Raw genomic sequence first — 15,671 nt, forward strand, 5'->3', positions numbered from 1 at the left:
CCTTTCAGGCGATGGTTGGCATCAGCGGATCGCTGATCCCGTGCAGGCCGCGCTCGATGCGTCCGGCTGCGCGCACGGAAATGCCGCTGGCAGTCAAGGTGAAGTCATACCAATCCTGGCTGCGTTCGGCGCTCCACAGCGTCCGTGCCGAGCCACCTGCCGGAACTGCGATTTGTCGTGCCGGGACCATGCTGTAAGCGTCTGATCCCAGCGTCATCTGACAGCTTTCCAGCCCTGTGTTGCCAATCGTGATTTCCAGTTGCGAGCGCCGTGCGGCTTGGCGTATTTGCAAAACCGGTGCGAGATTGGCTGTTGCTGGTTTCCCGGTAAAGTGGCGCAAGAAGCCATTGGGTCCAAGCACCCACAGGTCAAAGCCTGCGCTTGCCTCGATTACCCATGCATCGGAAATCCGTTTACCGTGTTCCACTGTATAACGGCGCGGAATGCGGTTCAAATTCAGCCGGTCATAGACATGGAAGACAGCGCCTGCCGAACCATCGTTGACGAAGGTGAGTTCAATGTTTCCGCCATTGGCCGAAACTGCTGCATCGACTGCCAGAACATAGGGCAGAGCGCGTGAGCGACGCAGGCCCGGTTCCTGAAACAGGCCTTGCGGGGTGCGTGGTGGCAGCAGACGTGGCTGCTTTTGATGGCGGGCAATCGTTGCGACCGAATTGGCAACATCAGGCAGGTCAGGGAAGGCAGCATCGCCATTCTTCGAGAAATCGAAGCACGAGGTCATGTCGCCACAGACCGCGCGGTGCCACGGGCTGATTCCGGGGATAGTAACGCCAAAGCGTTTTTCGATGAACTGACCGACCGAGGTGTGATCGAGCACCTCGCTGTTCACCCAGCCACCTTTGCTCCACGGCGACACGACATACATCGGTACGCGCGGACCGAGGCCAAACGGGCGCAATTTGCCCGAGATCGCATCATCACGTGATGTGTGGCGATCTTCGTGATCGTCAAAATAATGGCCGTCCAGCGGCAAAGTGGCCTTGCCCGCAAGCGATCCATCGGCATTGTATGAAGGCGGCGCGGCAGGCGGAACGTGATCGAACAGTCCATCGTTCTCATCGAACGTCTGGAAGAAGACCGTGCTGCTCCAGACATCGGGATTGGCCGTCAGTGCATCCAGAACGCGGGCCGTAAATTCTGCGCCTTCGATGGGTGATGAGGCTGAAGGGTGTTCAGACCATGGGCGCGGTGGCAGCACCCATGACACTGCGGGAAGCGTGCCTTCACGCACATCGCGCGCCAATTGTTCCAATGAATGGTGGCTCATGCCCTTTTCATAAAGCGGCTCACCCGGCTTGGTGTTGCGAAAGCCTTCAAAGGCAAGGCCGCCGTGCATTGCGCCGGTCCAGTTGTCGTTCGGGTCCTGATAAATGCGCCAATCAACACCAGCATCTTCGAGCACTTCGGGGATAGTCTTCCACGTCAGCGCATTGCCTGCGTAAGTATAGCCGGGTTGGGGTAGGGCGCCCTTGATCCAGCAGCGCAGATTATCGGGCTCTGACCGGTCAGCCTGCGAATTGATGCCTTTGGCGCACAGTTCGGGATCAAACCCCGCGCCTGACCAGAACACGACGCGGTTGGGATCAGTACCGCTGGTGACAGAGCAGTGATAGGCATCGCAAATCGTAAATGCTTCGGCCAGCGCGAACTGGAACGGAATGTCCTCTCGGCGGTAATAGCCCATCGAATAGTCGGTCTTGAACTTGGGCCAAAGGCCGAATTTGCCCTGATTCCAGGCGGCTTGGGCATCTGCAAAGCTGTGCGGCGTGCCCGGCACTTTCAGTGCGTTTGTGCTCTGCGTATCAAGATGGAATGGCGGCAGAACGCGCGCGCCGTTGTGTTGGAACCAGACCGGCTTGTCGCCCTCCATCGGCACAGGATGTCGGTCCCCAAACCCGCGAACGCCTTTAAGCGAGCCGAAGTAATGATCGAACGAGCGGTTTTCCTGCATCAGGATGACAATGTGGCGCACATCCTTGATTGTGCCGCTGCGGCGGTTGGCAGGAACCGCTAGCGCCCGGCCAATGCTTGCAGGCAGGCTGCCTGCAGCGCCGGCTACAGCAGCAGTCTTGAGGAAGTCACGACGGGTGTTGGACATGGGCAGTCTCCCGGGTTTTGCTATCAATCAGGTGTGGCGGCGCAGGCGGACGGCGATTTCGTCCAACGCCAGTACGACGATGAAAATGGCGATGACGATGGTGGTGACGTGGCCGTAATCGTACATGTCGATGCGGCCCTTCAATTCTTGGCCAATGCCGCCTGCGCCGACGATCCCGATCACCGCTGCCATCCGCACATTGCGATCAAGGATGTAGAGCGTTGATGATGCAAATGGTCCGCGCACTTGCGGTACAATCGCCATCGCAAACGTCACCAGACGGCCAGCACCGGTTGCCCGCAATGCGCCCACGGGTTTCTGGTCGGCATCTTCCATGGCATCGGCAAAGAACCGGCCGAGGAACCCTGCTGCGTGAAACCCCAGTGCCAAAATTCCGGCAGGCGGACCGAACCCGATGGCAGCAACCAGAATAAGCGCGACAAGCAGTTCAGGCACAGCACGCAGCGCTGCACAGATCATGCGCGAGGCAGAGCGGATTGGGGCAGGCAGTCCAATTGCACTTGCGCGTAGCAATGCCAGCGGCAGACCCAGACAAACCGCCAAAAGAGTGCCCCAAATGGCGATCTCAATGCTCTCAAGCATCTTCGCCGCAACATCTAGAGCATAGCCGAACGGATGGACGAGCGATGTGCGGTGCACATTGGCAGTGACCGTGCGTAGTGTTTCAGGATCGAGTTGGCGCTCTTGTACGATCTGCGTTTCGATATGCGTGAAGGCGGGCAAATTTGCAGTATCGGCTGATCGGGCGGTCCACTCTTCGCGGGTTTCCAGTTGCAGGGGCCAAAACTGGTCTGCAATCGCGGGCCGGTTATCGCTCTGCCCCGTAAGGATATTTGCCGCAGAGGTACTAATCCGGCCAAGGTCCATCCGCTGTGCGCTGAACGCCAGCAATGCGAGCATCAGGACAGTACCCAACGCGAACAGGAATGGGCGGAACGATGCCGGAACACTCATGCTGCCATGATCCCTGCATGTGAAGCAGTACTCACCAAGCGGCCTTGATCGAGGTTCAGAGTGTGCGTGGCAAACGTCGCAACAAGTTCAGGCTGGTGCAGCGCGCAGATCACCGTGGCATGATGCTCGCGTGCGAAATCGGCCAGCACCGATAACGTCAGCCTCGCCGTTTGTGGATCAAGGCTGGCAACCGGTTCATCGGCCAGCACCAGTCTTGGCTTTGCCATCAGCGCGCGAGCAATTCCGACCCGCTGTGCCTGCCCGCCGGAGAGTGTTGAAGCGGGGCGCAGCAGAAGCGTCGGCTCAAGCCCCAAAGCCTCAAGCAATCTGGCCGCGCGCGCTTTTACCGGGGCGGGGAAGGATTGGGTTAGCGCGCGCCACAGGGGCAAGGTGGGGGCCAATCCTGCCGCGATGTTGGCAAGAACGCTGGCTTGGCGGACAAGCCGATGATCCTGATAGACTTGGCCGATTTGGGGGCGCAATCGTGCAAGTGTGTTGGGATTTAACAAGTGCCCATCAATAAAAACACGACCCTGAGTTGGGGTGATTTGGCCTCCCAGAAGGCTTAGCAGGGTTGATTTTCCGGCACCCGACGCACCTTGCAGAGCGCAAAAACTTCCTTCAGCTAGTGAAAAAGACACAGCGTCAAGGGACAGCACTCCGGATGCTTGACACATTGTCAGACCAGATGTTTCTACACGCATCAGAGATTTAACGCCCACCCGCGCGGTGCAATATTGCGGCTTTGCGTTCGGCGGTTACAGGAGCTAGCGCTGCAGCCAGTTCATCAAACGGCGTGTGCTCAACTGTTGTTGTATAACTGTCGAGTTTGCGACCGGCATAACCTCTCAGATCGCGGGGAGAGAGTTTGTCGAAGCCTTTGCGCAACCGGTCCTGTCGATCAGGCGAAAGGCGTGTGCTGACGACAAATGGCGGATACGGCATCGGCGCACTGCGCGCGAGGACGCGAAAGTTTTCAACGCCCGGAATGCCTGCGCGCAACGCCCGGTCGAATGAATCGAACGACAGCGCTGCGGCGTCCACTTCACCGGCCCGTAATGCTGCAAGGCTGTTGGGGTGGCTTCCGGTAAGCCGCACGGCGGCAAGATCACGCGCAGGATCAACCCCTGCGGCTATCATCATCGATACAGGCATCAGGAAAGACGAGGTGGAGTTAAGATCGCCAAACGCGACACTCCGGCCCTTCAGATCTGAGATCGTGCGCAGTGGCGACGTTTCGGGCACGAAAATTCCAGCGTAGTAAAGCGATTTTCCGCCGCGCACACCCACCGCCAGCAAGTCGGCACAGCCGCGCTGGTGCGCTTGCAAATACGCTGCCGGACCAACGAAGGCCACATCTGCACTCCCGGTGCACAGCGCTTCGACTGCGGCACTGTAGGATTGGGTAACACTGAGATCGAAGGTCATGCCGGTCGATTCCGAAAGTGTGGCAAACAGTGGCTGAAAATCGGCAAGAGTCCCGCTGGCCGTTCCGCCGTCTGCCGGGATAAGCACCACTTTGACGGGCGTATTGCCTGTGCTTGCAGGGCAGCCGGTGAGCGACAAAAACAAGGCAAGAAGCACCAGCCCGATACCGAGCATGCTTCCTATTCCGTCTTTGCCAATGTCCAGTCTCATGTCACCGCCATGGCCGCAGCTACGCTCCGGCTATGACAATCAAGTGACCCATCAGGAACTTGGCAGAAGGAAGGAAGGGCACCAGCATTTACGCCGGTGCCCTCGCCGGTTCAGAACGTCGTCGTGTATGAAACGTAGACGCTGCGTGGCTTGCCTTCGAACGGGTAGCCGTAGAAGTAGCTCGGGCTGGTCGTGGTGATTTCACCGCGCACAAACGCCGAACTGAAACGCTGGTTACCGTAGCCGTAACGCTCGGCGTATTTCTCGTCGAGAATGTTGACAAGGCGCACCTGGAAGCGGTGCTGGCGGTCTTCGCCTGCCCACCAGCCAAGCGACCCGTTAACGACCAGATAATTGCCGAAGTTCTTCCGCAGGCTTCCACCAATGCCGCCGGTTGAAAACTCTGGTCCCTGATAGCGGGGGAACAGATTGATGTGCCAACGCTGGTCTGGCGAATTCCAGGCGAGGGTGCCCTGGATCATGTATTCTGGCGTTTCGTTGATCTGAAGCAGCGAGCCCTTCAACCGCGCTTGCTGCTTGGTGAAGCCGGCGTTGAGCGACCACTGTTCACCAATCGCAAGATTGAAGTCTGCGGTTATGCCACGGATCTGAGTCAGTGCAGTGTTGTTGAAGTAAGTGTTGGGGGTCAGCCCGGATGTGGTTTGAATGCGGGCCGTGATATCGGTGCGGAACGCGCCGATTTCCGCGCTGATGGTCAGATCACCCGACGTGTGCTGATACCCGAATGCGCCGTTGTACGTCTTGGTCGTTTCGGGCTGCAAAGCAGGGTTGCCCACCGTTGTGGGGCTGTCGGCGAACAGTTCGTTGGTTTTGGGCAGGCTGTAGGATGTGCCGCCATTGGCGCGGATATAGAAATCGCCTATGGGCTGGCGCACACCGAACTTCCAGATGAACTTGCTGTCGAATACCTTCGAGAAGTCAACGCGGCCTGCAAGGCTGATGTTGGTTGAAGGGCTGAAAGGCAAGCGTGGACGCAGGTCGAGATAGACGCCCGTCGTGGTGTTCCAGTCGCTGTTGATCGGGAAAACAGGGTCTGAGTCATTGCGGTAGGACACCACCTGGACGCCCGCGACAGCTTCACCCACTTCGGGCAAAGTGATGGTGTTGCGGAAGTTTGCGCCAAGTTCCTTGAAGCCTGAAACCTTTGAATCTGCGCCAAAACCTTTGTTGGGATAGGCAATTGAACGGCCAGTTGCCGTGCCAAAGGAAATTGCGCGCCCGTTCTGCGTATCGAAGCAGCCGGTTCTGACACGGCAGATTTCGGCAAAGGTTTCGGTGTTGTTGAGCTTCGGGTTGCTCCAGTACAGATCAAGCTGGCTGGTCAAGGCATCCGACCATTTGTGCAGGATGCTGCCATCGATAATGGGATAGCGTACGCGGTTGGGCGAATAGGTTTCGTTGTCCGGAAACGCGTCCGAGAATTCGATTTGGGTATACTGGGCGTTCAGGCGCACTTCGGTGTCATCTGTGGGCTTGAACAGGTACTTCACGCCCACATTGTTGCGGTTCAGCGTATACTTCTGGACGCCGCCTGCAAGACGGACGTTGTCCACAAAGTCTGCCGGATTGAAGATACGCGGGCCGTCGGTGTTCTGGCTGCTGCCATAGACCATTACGCTATGCGCGCCGCCTTCACCATCCAGCGCCATGCGGGCATTGCCCCACAATTCGCGCGAATTGAACGAGCCGTAGCTTGCGCCCAGTTCAACCTTGTTCGTACCATCGGGGCGCTTGGTGCGGATGCTGACCACGCCGATGCCGCCGTTCGATCCGAAGAACAGGCTGTTGCCGCCACGGAAGACTTCCACATGGTCGATCATGTGCGGATCGATGGTGGTGGTGCCCCAGATTTCTTCCAGCGCCGGGCCGCGGTCATAGAGTGGCACGCCGTCGAGAACGACCAGTGTGTCACGGTCGCCGCCGCCATCAAGGCGGATCGTGTATTCGCCTTCATCGGGCGAATAACCGATGTTGGCACCCTTGATCAGGAACTGGGCGAGTTCGGCAAAGTTGCTGGCGCCACTTGCGGCGATTTGCTGCGCGTCAACGATCTGCACATAGTTGCCATAGATAGCGGCTTGCTGTGCCTGCGGTGTTGCGGTTGCGCGAACGCCGGTGACGACGATATTGGACCGGTTGCCTTGTTCAGCATCCGCATCTTCAGCAGCAGGAACTGCCCCTTGCGCGGTGGCTTGTTCATCGGCGGCAAGGGCAAGCGCCGGGTAAGCGCTGCACGAAAGCATAAGTGCAGCGGCAGTCAGCCGCAGCGTCGGCACAGTGATCATTGATCGTCCCCATTGTTGTTCGAATGATGGAGGCCCCCCTTTGCCGCGATTGATTCGCGCGGTTCGGGCTGGCCAGCTTCGGAGCGGGAGCTAGGCCAGACACATGACAGCAATGTGAAATAAACTCATTTTTACCAATTTATAAAATGAGACAAAATCAGTAAGACTTTCATTACGCTGAAACAATGTTAGATAAAGGCGATGGGTGCCGTTCGCGGCTGTGGAGAAAGCCAAGCTATGCGGACTGATGTAAATCCAGCCTCACCTGTCGAAAATGCTTTGACGAGAATTCGCGCAGCCCTGCCGCAAATGTCGAGAATTGCGGGAAGGATAGCCGGTTATGTCCTAGACAATCCTGCCGAAGTGGTCGGCATGTCGATCACTGAACTGGCTGATGTGACAGAGGCCAGCGAAGGGAGCGTAATCAATTTCTGCCGGGGAATCGGGCTCAGCGGATTCCAGCATCTAAAATTGAGCTTGGCTCAGGAAATTGTCCAACCAGTCCAGTTCATTCACGAAGACTTGTCGCGGGATGACACGACTGAGGCGGTGTGCCGCAAGGTTTTCCATTCCGGTATTCAGGCCCTGCGCGATTCGCTTTCTGTGCTTGACCCAAAGGCTTTGGCAGCCGCGGTCGATATCATCCGCACGGCAAAACGCGTGGAGATTTACGGTATCGGATCATCCGCACCTATCGCCGAGGACGTGCATTACCGGATGCTGCGGATCGGCCTTGATGCCCGCGTGGTCACGGACAGTCACATCCAGGCAATTTCGGCATCGCGCTGCGGACCGGACGTTGCGGCGCTGACAATTTCGCACAGCGGTTCCACAAATGAAACAGTTGCGTCTACCCGCCTTGCGCATGAGGCGGGCGCGAAGACTGTGGTGATCACCAACTTCGGGCGCTCACCCATACAGGCGTTCGCCGACATTGTGCTGTTTACGATGGCCCGCGAAACGCGCTTTCGGACCGAAGCCATGACCAGCCGAATTGCTCAACTTTGCGTCATCGACGCTCTAATCGCAGCATTGGCACTGGCCGATTATGAACGCTCGACCGAGATACTTCGGCAAACCTTTGACGTTCTTTCCATTAAGCGCTTTTGATAAGCACAATTGCAAAGGCGCGTGAATTGGTCGCGCGCTGGATCTCGTGCAGCAGCGAGCTTTGAATTGCTTCATTGTGCGCACGCCACAGATCAAGGCTGATACGCAAAGGACGTCACTGGCACCGTATATCTCTGGCGCATCTGAAGCAGTTTTTCGTGCTTGCTGCAGGACAGGCCCGATCGTGGCGAAGTGAGGATGCTCTGCAAGGTTCAAATGCGGTTCGGCCAAGCGGGGGCGCCATAAAAATACGCACAACCAGCGTCTTTAGGCCCCAACACCCCGGCTTCCTTCGAAGCGTGTGTCGGCAATCATCCAAGTCTTGAGAACGATTGCGGTATCGGAGCAATCTAACGTCGTGTCGCTCCAAAACACTCCAATCGTTCTTTTCACCTTTTTGCTTTTGAGCTTGCTGCGGGATGTATTTTCAGAGCGTCTGCAAGCCATCGAGCAACGCAACCAGGCCGTCGGAAAAGGTGGTATCCAGATCCATCATTCCGGCAAGATGCTCGTGCATACTGCGCGATTGTTCATAGACAACCCAGCCCAGCGTCAGCGCGAGTACCGAAGCAATAGCGCCCAGCGCCTCGGCTTCAGCCATGCCCAGCGCAATCAGCCGTGCGGTAATCCTACCTGCAATCTCTGGCGAGCGCGGCTCGTCGGGCGGGGCAATTGCGCAAAGACGCGCGGAATCGCGATAATCGAGCAGAACTGCGCGAAACTGGCGGCCGAGCGCTTCGAGCCATGCACGCGGCGACTTGCACTGATCTGCGTAAGTATAGGCAGAGGCGTAAAATTGCGCAGCCATCAGCGCGTAGAGCCGGTCCTTGTCGGCGACATGCCAATAGAGCGCCGAGGCCCTGACTCCGAGTTTGGCTGCCAAAGTACGCATCGACAGCCCGTCAAGCCCTTCGGCCTGCAACAGCTCGAGGGCGGCTTGGGTGATCTGTGGGGCATCAAGCTTCATTGATACACTGTGAGCAGTGCGAGGGCACTTGACAAGTGAACGTTGTTCATTGAACCTTGTTCAATAAAGAAAACGGAGAGTGCCATGACCTATGTTCGCAATGCCTGGTATGTTGCCGGTTGGACTCCCGATATGCCGCGCAATGAACCCAGTGCTATGTCCATCCTTGGCGAGCCAGTGGTGCTGTGGTGGGCCGATGGTGTGTTGCGCGCCCTTGAGGATCGCTGCTTGCACCGCCTTGCGCCGCTGTCGAAGGGACGTTGTGAGGGGGCTTCGTTGCGCTGCATGTATCACGGCCTGCGTTATGACGCAGACGGACAGTGCGTGGAAATCCCGGGACAGGACAAGATCCCCGATGGTGCGCGTATCCGGTCCTATCCGGTGGTGGACCGCCATAGCTGGGCGTGGGTGTGGATGGGCGACCCGGCTCTGGCCGATCCAGCCTTGATCCCGCCCGCTGTCGGTTTTGACAATCCCGACTATATCCTTGGTCGTGGCTTTCTTGATTACGCGGCCGAGGCTTCATTAATCAACGACAATCTCCTCGATTTCAGCCACTTGACCTATGTTCATGCCGCCAGTTTTCAGGCCACTGGGGTGTTCGCTGACAGCCTGCCCAAAATCACACCACTGGAGCGTGGCATCCGTGTCGAACGCTGGGTTACCGATGCTCCGGGCCTGCCGCAGCGTGGCGGCAGTGGCCCGGCTGATGTGTGGTCCACATACGATTTTCTGATCCCCGGAGTTCTGTTGATGACCGGCGGAAACTTCCCTGTTGGCACCGCGCAAGCGAGCAATTTTGGGCCGCCCGATTTTGCGCTGGTTGAAGGTGGCACCACATTTACGAGCCAGGCCGTCACGCCCACCGGTGATGGCACCGCACGCTATTTCTTTTCGTGGGGGCCGCACCGCGACCACGGCGATGAAGCCATGCGTGACGCCTTGATGGAAGTGGCGGCGATGGCCTTTGCCGAAGACAAGGCCATGATCGAAGGCCAGCAAAAGGTGATCAACGCCACGCAGAACCCAAAAATCATGCCAACGGTTCACGACAAGGGCGTAACGATTTACAACCGGCTGGTGGAGCGACTGGCAGCAGCTTGATCGAAGTGATCGCACCCCCGTGGCCAGCCTCATTTCGCGGCGGCGATAAAGCGGGCCTCATCTGCCAGAAAGGCGCGGATCGCTTCGACATCGTCGTCGGGCAGTTCGGCGCCGAATTGGGGCATGCCATTGCCCAGCAAGGCCCCAGCTTTTACCACGGTACGAAACGCTTCTGTGTCATGCATCACCAGCGACCTTCGTAGATCGGGCAATACCTGACCGCTGATTGCGCCAAAGCCGTGGCATGCAGCGCAAAAGACGCCGTATTTCTCGGAACCCCGGCGCAGGACGGCCTTGTCACGGGTTACCGGATCGGGCGGGCTGACCGGATCGGGCGCGGTGTCCACGCGATCATACGTCAAACGTCCGCCCAGTTTGAACACCAGCACTCGGCCGGTTGGCAAGCCTTTGCGCTGGGGCGAACTTAATCCGCCTGCCAGCCAGTGCGCGCCGCCGTTGCCAATGGCAATCGCGACGTATTGGGTGCCGCCGATGCGATACGTGATCGGCCCGCCCATGGCGGTTGCCTGGGCATCGAATGTCCAAACTGGTTTGCCGGTCACCGCGTTGATTGCGCGGAAAATGCCGTCGGCGCCTGATTGGAATACGAGATTGCCGTCCGTGGCCAAGAGCCCGCCATTTCCGGCAAAGGCATAGTCCAGCGCCCATGCCGGTTTTTGCGCGCCAATGTCCCACGCGATCAGCTTTGCATGAACGCTTCTTGCAATCCCGGCGCGCACGGCATTGTCTTGCGGAATACCGCCGCCCGGCATCAACCCGCTGGCGCGCGAGTTGGCTATTGGCATATACTGCGGATCGGCTTGAAAGGTGGCCGCGTAATCCTGGGTGGGAATGTAGGCGAGATTGGTCTTTGGATTGTAAGCCATCGGCTGCCAGCTGTGCGCGCCCATGCCGGTGGGATGCACCATAACGCGTGTGTTACCCGGATAACGCGCCTCCGGATTTTCCAGTGGCCGTCCCGTTTCAAGGTCGATGCCGTATGCCCAGCTGATCGGTTCGCCTTTTGGCGTATCGGCAGTCTTGGCCATCGGCACGATATTGCCTGCCGAAAGCAGCTTTCCGGTCACCCGGTCGATCACATAGAAGAACCCGTTCTTGGGTGCTTGCATAAACACTTTGTGCGGTTTTCCGGCGACCGTCACATCGGCAAGGATGATCGATTGGGTGGCGGTGGCGTCCCAAGTGTCCCCCGGGGTTGCCTGATAGTGCCAGCGATACTGGCCTGTTTGCGCATCCAGCGCGACAATCGATGCGAGAAACCAGTTGTCGCCTTTGTCGGCTGATCGCACCTGCCGGTTCCAGGGTGATCCGTTGCCGACGCCGATGTACACTTGGCCGAGCGCAGCGTCATACGTAATCGAATCCCATACGGTGCCGCCGCCGCCTTGCTTCCACCATTCGCCCGCCCATGTCTCGGCCACTTTCGCCATGATCGGATCGGACGCTGCGTTATCGGGGCCATTGGCCGGATTGCCCGGAACGGTGAAAAACCGCCAGGCGAGTTTGCCCGTATCGGCATCATAGGCGGTGACATATCCGCGAGCGCCAAGGTCTGCTCCGCTGTTCCCGATCAGCACAAGATTGTCCGCCACCCGCGGCGCGCCGGTGATGACATAGGGCCAATCACCGCCGTCCAGTGTTTGCGTGGACCAGGCTTGTTTCCCGGTTTTGGCATCAACCGCGATCAGCCTGCCGTCCAGCGCCGCCACAAAGATCCGGCCATTGCGATAGGCCAAACCCCGATTGACCGCATCGCAGCACGCTCTCGCCCCGACGGAGCGATCAACGGCAGGATCAAATACCCACAAGGGTTTGCCATTGGTTGCGTCAAGTGCATAGACCACGCTCCAAGCCGATGTGACATAGAGCACGCCGTCTACTTCCAGCGGCGTCGCTTCCACCCCGCGCCCGTCGCGCATGTCGAAACGCCATGCCAATCCCAGTTGCGCGACGGTTTCGACATTGATCTGGTTCAGCGGACTGAACCGCTGTTCGCTTCCGTCTCGGCCATAGCTGGTCCAGTGTTCGTCCGGCGCGGAAGCGCCGGTCAGTGTCAACGCGGTAATGATAAATGCGTTACGCAACTTCATGAACAAGCGCCCTTTTGAGCAAGCAGACCAGCACAGCACAGATTGCCATCGGCACGGCCAGAAAGCCGATGATATGGGCAGGCTGGAACTGCAAAGACATCATGCCTGCCAGCGCGAGTGGCCCGAAGATTGAGCCTACCCTGCCGATGCCGCTTGACCAGCCCACTCCGGTGGCGCGAATTGTGGCAGGGTAGAACGTCGAAGCCAGTGACCCCAGTGCCAATTGTGAGCCGATGGAGCCTGCTCCCACAGCGATGATTGCCGCGATCCAAGCGGCTTTCGATGTAGGGGTCGTGGCGATGCTGGCAAAGGCGATGGCTGCCAGCACATAAGCGCTGGCAAGGGCGGGCACTGCATGGCCTTTGTCAGCTGCGCGAGCCAGCAACAGTCCGCCCGCGATGCTGCCCAGCGCCAGAAAACCTGTCGCCCGCATGGCATCGGGCCGCGCCCACCCGGCGGTTGTCAGCAAAGTGGGTAGCCAGCTTATCAGCGAATATGTGGCGAACAGGCTGATGAAGAAGATGCTCCACAGCAGGGTGGTGCGCAGACGGTAGGGGGCCGAAAACAACCCGGCCACCGCTGCAGGCAAAGTGGTAGTCTTGACCACCGGCCGTTCGCTTTGCTGGGCAGGGGTCGCTTCGCGCATGATCGAAAACGCCAGCGCAGCGGCCAGCGGCATGGCGGCTCCTATCGCAAAGATGCCCTGCCATCCCCAATGCTTGTCCAGCACGGGTGCCAAAAGGCCTGCGGCAAACGAACCCAAGCCTGAACATGATGCAATCAGCGTGACGATAAAAACCCGCAGCGCAGCAGGTGCCGCTTCAGCCGACATCGTCACCGCCAGCGGCAAGAGCGCACCCATGCCCAGCCCGGTCGCCGTGCGCCACATCGCCAATTGTCCCGGCGTGGTCACGGCAATCGCTCCCACTGTGGTCAAACCAATCAGCAGCAACGCCAGCACCATCATGTTTCGCCGTCCGAAGCGATCAGCATAGGGGGCCAGCAGCAGTGCTCCTGCGGCCATGCCCGCCAATGAGCCAGACAACGCGGGCGCAAATTCCGTCGGCTTTACGGCCAGTTGTTGGGCAAGGCCGGGGATTGCCAGCCCAAGCGCCTGAATGTCGTACCCATCAAGGAATGCGCCGAACGCGCACAACAGCAGGATCTGACGCGGGGTCACAATGGGGCCTCGGCGCGGGCGATGGTGGCCAGCGCAGGCGCGATCACCACGGGATCGAGAAACTCTCCATCGGCCATGCCTGCGCCTTCGTTCGCTGCGGTCAGTTCTGCCATGCGGGCCAGCATCGCGCGCGCGCGCGCCAGTTCAGGCTCGGTCGGGCGATAGGCCTGATGGACGATCGGCACTTGTTCGGCAGCCAGCACCAGCTTACCGTCAAACCCCATCATCGCGCCCCAGCGGGCATCTTCTGCCAGCGTGGCGTGATCGTTGATCAAAGGCCACGGCGCATCCAGCGCCCACAAACCATACGTGCGGGCCGCCAGAATGATCCTCGCGCGGTGGAAATGGTACATGTCGCCCGGATAGAGTGCGCGATCCATCAAATAGGCTGAGATGTGCATCCCCAAAGAACCCGACAGATCGCCGATGGCAAAGCCTAGCGCCTCGACATTGGGCGAGCATGATGCGAGCATGTCAATGTTCGTCAGGGCATAGGCGGATTCGATTCCGACGACATAGCCGATGGGATTCGCAAAGCCCGACTGCGCGCGCAAAGCGTCAATCTTTCCGTCAATCCAGCGGATTTCCTCAACCTTGTCCGGTTTGGACAGGAACAGCGTGTCAACCCGCCCGCCTGCGTTTCCAACAATCACCGCCAGATCATCAGCGGCATAGGCCGACGATACTGCGTTGATCCGCACTGCGCGTGCCGACCGGCCCCAGATATCCTCGTGCAGCAGACGGACGATGCGATCGCGTGCGTCTGCCTTGCGCGGGGCCGCAACGGTGTCTTCGACATCAAGGCAGATGAGGTCCGCGCCGCAGGTCTGGATGAGTTCGCGCTGCGCTGCCTCGTCCATGCTGCCGGGGATGAATATGGTGGTGCGGCGCAGCTTCATCGGGCGGGGTTCCTTTCAAGGATCACGAAATATGCGTTGGGTGCCGTATTACTGGCAGACAGCGGCGAGACTGCATCACTGCGCGACCATGTTGCAGTCTGGGTGAGTGTTTGGCTGTTGTCTCTTGCGATCAAATTCATCGGGACAAGTCCCTCCTTCTCCAACATCATATTATCGCTGTTAGGGTGTCATGTTCTGCTTTTTTAAGACGGGTTTGTGGCCGCTGTAGTCATAGAATGCTCTATGCCGCAGCTCTTTTTGATATTTGTGACCCAGGGTTGCTCAATCTCGAAGCGTCCTCTCACCCGCTTGACATGAAGGCGATTCGCAGCGCATCATTTAAGGGTATTAAATAGAGGCTGAAAGCCCACTTAGAGAGGATCGGGAAAATGATCACCCGGCTTGATGTGCCAATGGCCGTCATCGGCGAAGGACCTGTCTGGGATGTGGCCGAACAGGCGTTGTACTGGATCGACATTCTGGGGCGTCAGGTGTTTCGTCATGACGCACAATTGCACGAAACGCGGCAGTGGGCCTTGCCTGACATTGTCGGATCGATGGCCCTGTGTGAAGGGGGCGGCGCGATTGTGGCGTTGGGTGACGGCGTCTACACGCTAGACTTTGCCAGCGGCGAATGCGCCTTGCTGGCAACCAGCCCGTACCTCAACGATGAGGTCCAGCTTGCTGACGGCAAAGTGGATCGCCGTGGGCGCTTTATCGTTGGTTCAAGCGATCGTGGGATGAAAGAAGCGCGCGGAAAACTGTTCGCGCTCGATCCTGGTGCCACGGAATTGCGCGTGATTGATGATGACATCTTCCTGGCCAACGGACCTTGTTGGTCGCCGGAAGATGCAACGTTTTACCACGCCGATTCCATCCGCAAAACGATCTTTGCTTACGACTATGATATCGACACAGGGACAGTCAGCAATCGCCGCGCCTTTGCCAGGACCGAGGATATGGGCGGCATTCCCGATGGCGCTACGGTCGATACCGAAGGCCATATATGGAGCGCCATTTGCGAAGGTGGCAAGATCGTCCGTTTCCGACCCGACGGCAGCATTGAGCGTATCATCGATTTTCCGCAAAAACTGCCCGGCAGCGTGATGTTCGGCGGACCGGCGCTTGACCGGTTGTTCGTGCCCACGCTGAGCCCGGCGTTCCTGGGGCGCGAGGCCGATCCGCAAGATGGTGCGATGTTTGTCATCGATGGGCTTGGCGTGACCGGCCTGCCCGAACCAAGGTTTGGCGCGTGAAGGGGC

At 58.7% G+C, this 15,671-nt stretch carries 12 protein-coding genes; 3 read left to right on the forward strand and 9 right to left on the reverse strand.

The features are described from left to right. Positions 1 to 4 precede the first annotated feature (4 nt). From B7Y89_RS05565 to B7Y89_RS05585, 5 genes are all read right to left on the reverse strand, one after another. Positions 5 to 2,119 carry a phosphocholine-specific phospholipase C gene (locus B7Y89_RS05565; protein WP_292936560.1) on the reverse strand — a complete coding sequence of 705 codons (2,115 nt, stop codon included), beginning with the start codon at positions 2,117 to 2,119 and terminating at the stop codon, positions 5 to 7. 27 nt (positions 2,120 to 2,146) lie between these two features. Next, entirely contained in the window at positions 2,147 to 3,094 is a 948-nt protein-coding gene (phnE, locus tag B7Y89_RS05570) for a phosphonate ABC transporter, permease protein PhnE (protein ID WP_292936561.1), read from the reverse strand. Beyond that, on the reverse strand, positions 3,091 to 3,798 hold the full coding sequence (locus tag B7Y89_RS05575; protein ID WP_366415713.1) for an ATP-binding cassette domain-containing protein: 708 nt from the start codon (positions 3,796 to 3,798) through the stop codon (positions 3,091 to 3,093). Before B7Y89_RS05575 ends, phnE begins: the two co-directional genes overlap by 4 nt. Before the next feature lie 7 nt (positions 3,799 to 3,805). Next, positions 3,806 to 4,732: a phosphate/phosphite/phosphonate ABC transporter substrate-binding protein gene (locus B7Y89_RS05580; RefSeq protein ID WP_292936563.1), complete on the reverse strand. Its 927-nt coding sequence runs from the start codon at positions 4,730 to 4,732 to the stop codon at positions 3,806 to 3,808. A 110-nt stretch (positions 4,733 to 4,842) separates the two neighbouring features. Continuing rightward, positions 4,843 to 7,038 carry a TonB-dependent receptor gene (locus tag B7Y89_RS05585; protein ID WP_292936565.1) on the reverse strand — a complete coding sequence of 732 codons (2,196 nt, stop codon included), beginning with the start codon at positions 7,036 to 7,038 and terminating at the stop codon, positions 4,843 to 4,845. 237 nt (positions 7,039 to 7,275) lie between these two features. On the opposite strand from B7Y89_RS05585, the gene B7Y89_RS05590 reads away from it, so the two are divergent. Next, entirely contained in the window at positions 7,276 to 8,148 is an 873-nt protein-coding gene (locus B7Y89_RS05590; protein WP_292936567.1) for a MurR/RpiR family transcriptional regulator, read from the forward strand. A 427-nt stretch (positions 8,149 to 8,575) separates the two neighbouring features. Here B7Y89_RS05590 and B7Y89_RS05595 read toward each other — a convergent pair whose 3' ends face one another. After that, positions 8,576 to 9,115 (reverse strand): TetR/AcrR family transcriptional regulator C-terminal domain-containing protein, encoded by a 540-nt coding sequence (locus tag B7Y89_RS05595; protein WP_292936569.1) that lies wholly within the window; start codon positions 9,113 to 9,115, stop codon positions 8,576 to 8,578. A gap of 84 nt (positions 9,116 to 9,199) precedes the next feature. Between B7Y89_RS05595 and B7Y89_RS05600 the strand changes: the two genes are divergently transcribed. Beyond that, positions 9,200 to 10,219, forward strand: coding sequence for an aromatic ring-hydroxylating dioxygenase subunit alpha (locus B7Y89_RS05600; RefSeq protein ID WP_292936571.1), 1,020 nt, complete (start codon positions 9,200 to 9,202; stop codon positions 10,217 to 10,219). A 29-nt stretch (positions 10,220 to 10,248) separates the two neighbouring features. Here B7Y89_RS05600 and B7Y89_RS05605 read toward each other — a convergent pair whose 3' ends face one another. Genes B7Y89_RS05605 through B7Y89_RS05615 form a run of 3 tightly spaced genes read right to left on the reverse strand, consistent with a single transcriptional unit; the run spans position 10,249 to position 14,409 of the window. Then, positions 10,249 to 12,330 carry a PQQ-dependent dehydrogenase, methanol/ethanol family gene (locus B7Y89_RS05605; RefSeq protein ID WP_292936573.1) on the reverse strand — a complete coding sequence of 694 codons (2,082 nt, stop codon included), beginning with the start codon at positions 12,328 to 12,330 and terminating at the stop codon, positions 10,249 to 10,251. Continuing rightward, positions 12,317 to 13,510 carry an MFS transporter gene (locus B7Y89_RS05610; RefSeq protein WP_292936575.1) on the reverse strand — a complete coding sequence of 398 codons (1,194 nt, stop codon included), beginning with the start codon at positions 13,508 to 13,510 and terminating at the stop codon, positions 12,317 to 12,319. The genes B7Y89_RS05605 and B7Y89_RS05610 overlap by 14 nt, the downstream gene beginning before the upstream one ends. After that, positions 13,507 to 14,409 carry a CoA ester lyase gene (locus tag B7Y89_RS05615; RefSeq protein ID WP_292936577.1) on the reverse strand — a complete coding sequence of 301 codons (903 nt, stop codon included), beginning with the start codon at positions 14,407 to 14,409 and terminating at the stop codon, positions 13,507 to 13,509. The genes B7Y89_RS05610 and B7Y89_RS05615 overlap by 4 nt, the downstream gene beginning before the upstream one ends. A 389-nt stretch (positions 14,410 to 14,798) precedes the next feature. On the opposite strand from B7Y89_RS05615, the gene B7Y89_RS05620 reads away from it, so the two are divergent. Next, a complete protein-coding gene (locus B7Y89_RS05620; protein ID WP_292936578.1) occupies positions 14,799 to 15,665 on the forward strand; it encodes an SMP-30/gluconolactonase/LRE family protein in 867 nt (288 codons plus the stop codon). Positions 15,666 to 15,671: the final 6 nt, after the last annotated feature.

This window comes from Novosphingobium sp. 32-60-15, assembly GCF_002280675.1.
GTDB lineage: Bacteria > Pseudomonadota > Alphaproteobacteria > Sphingomonadales > Sphingomonadaceae > Novosphingobium.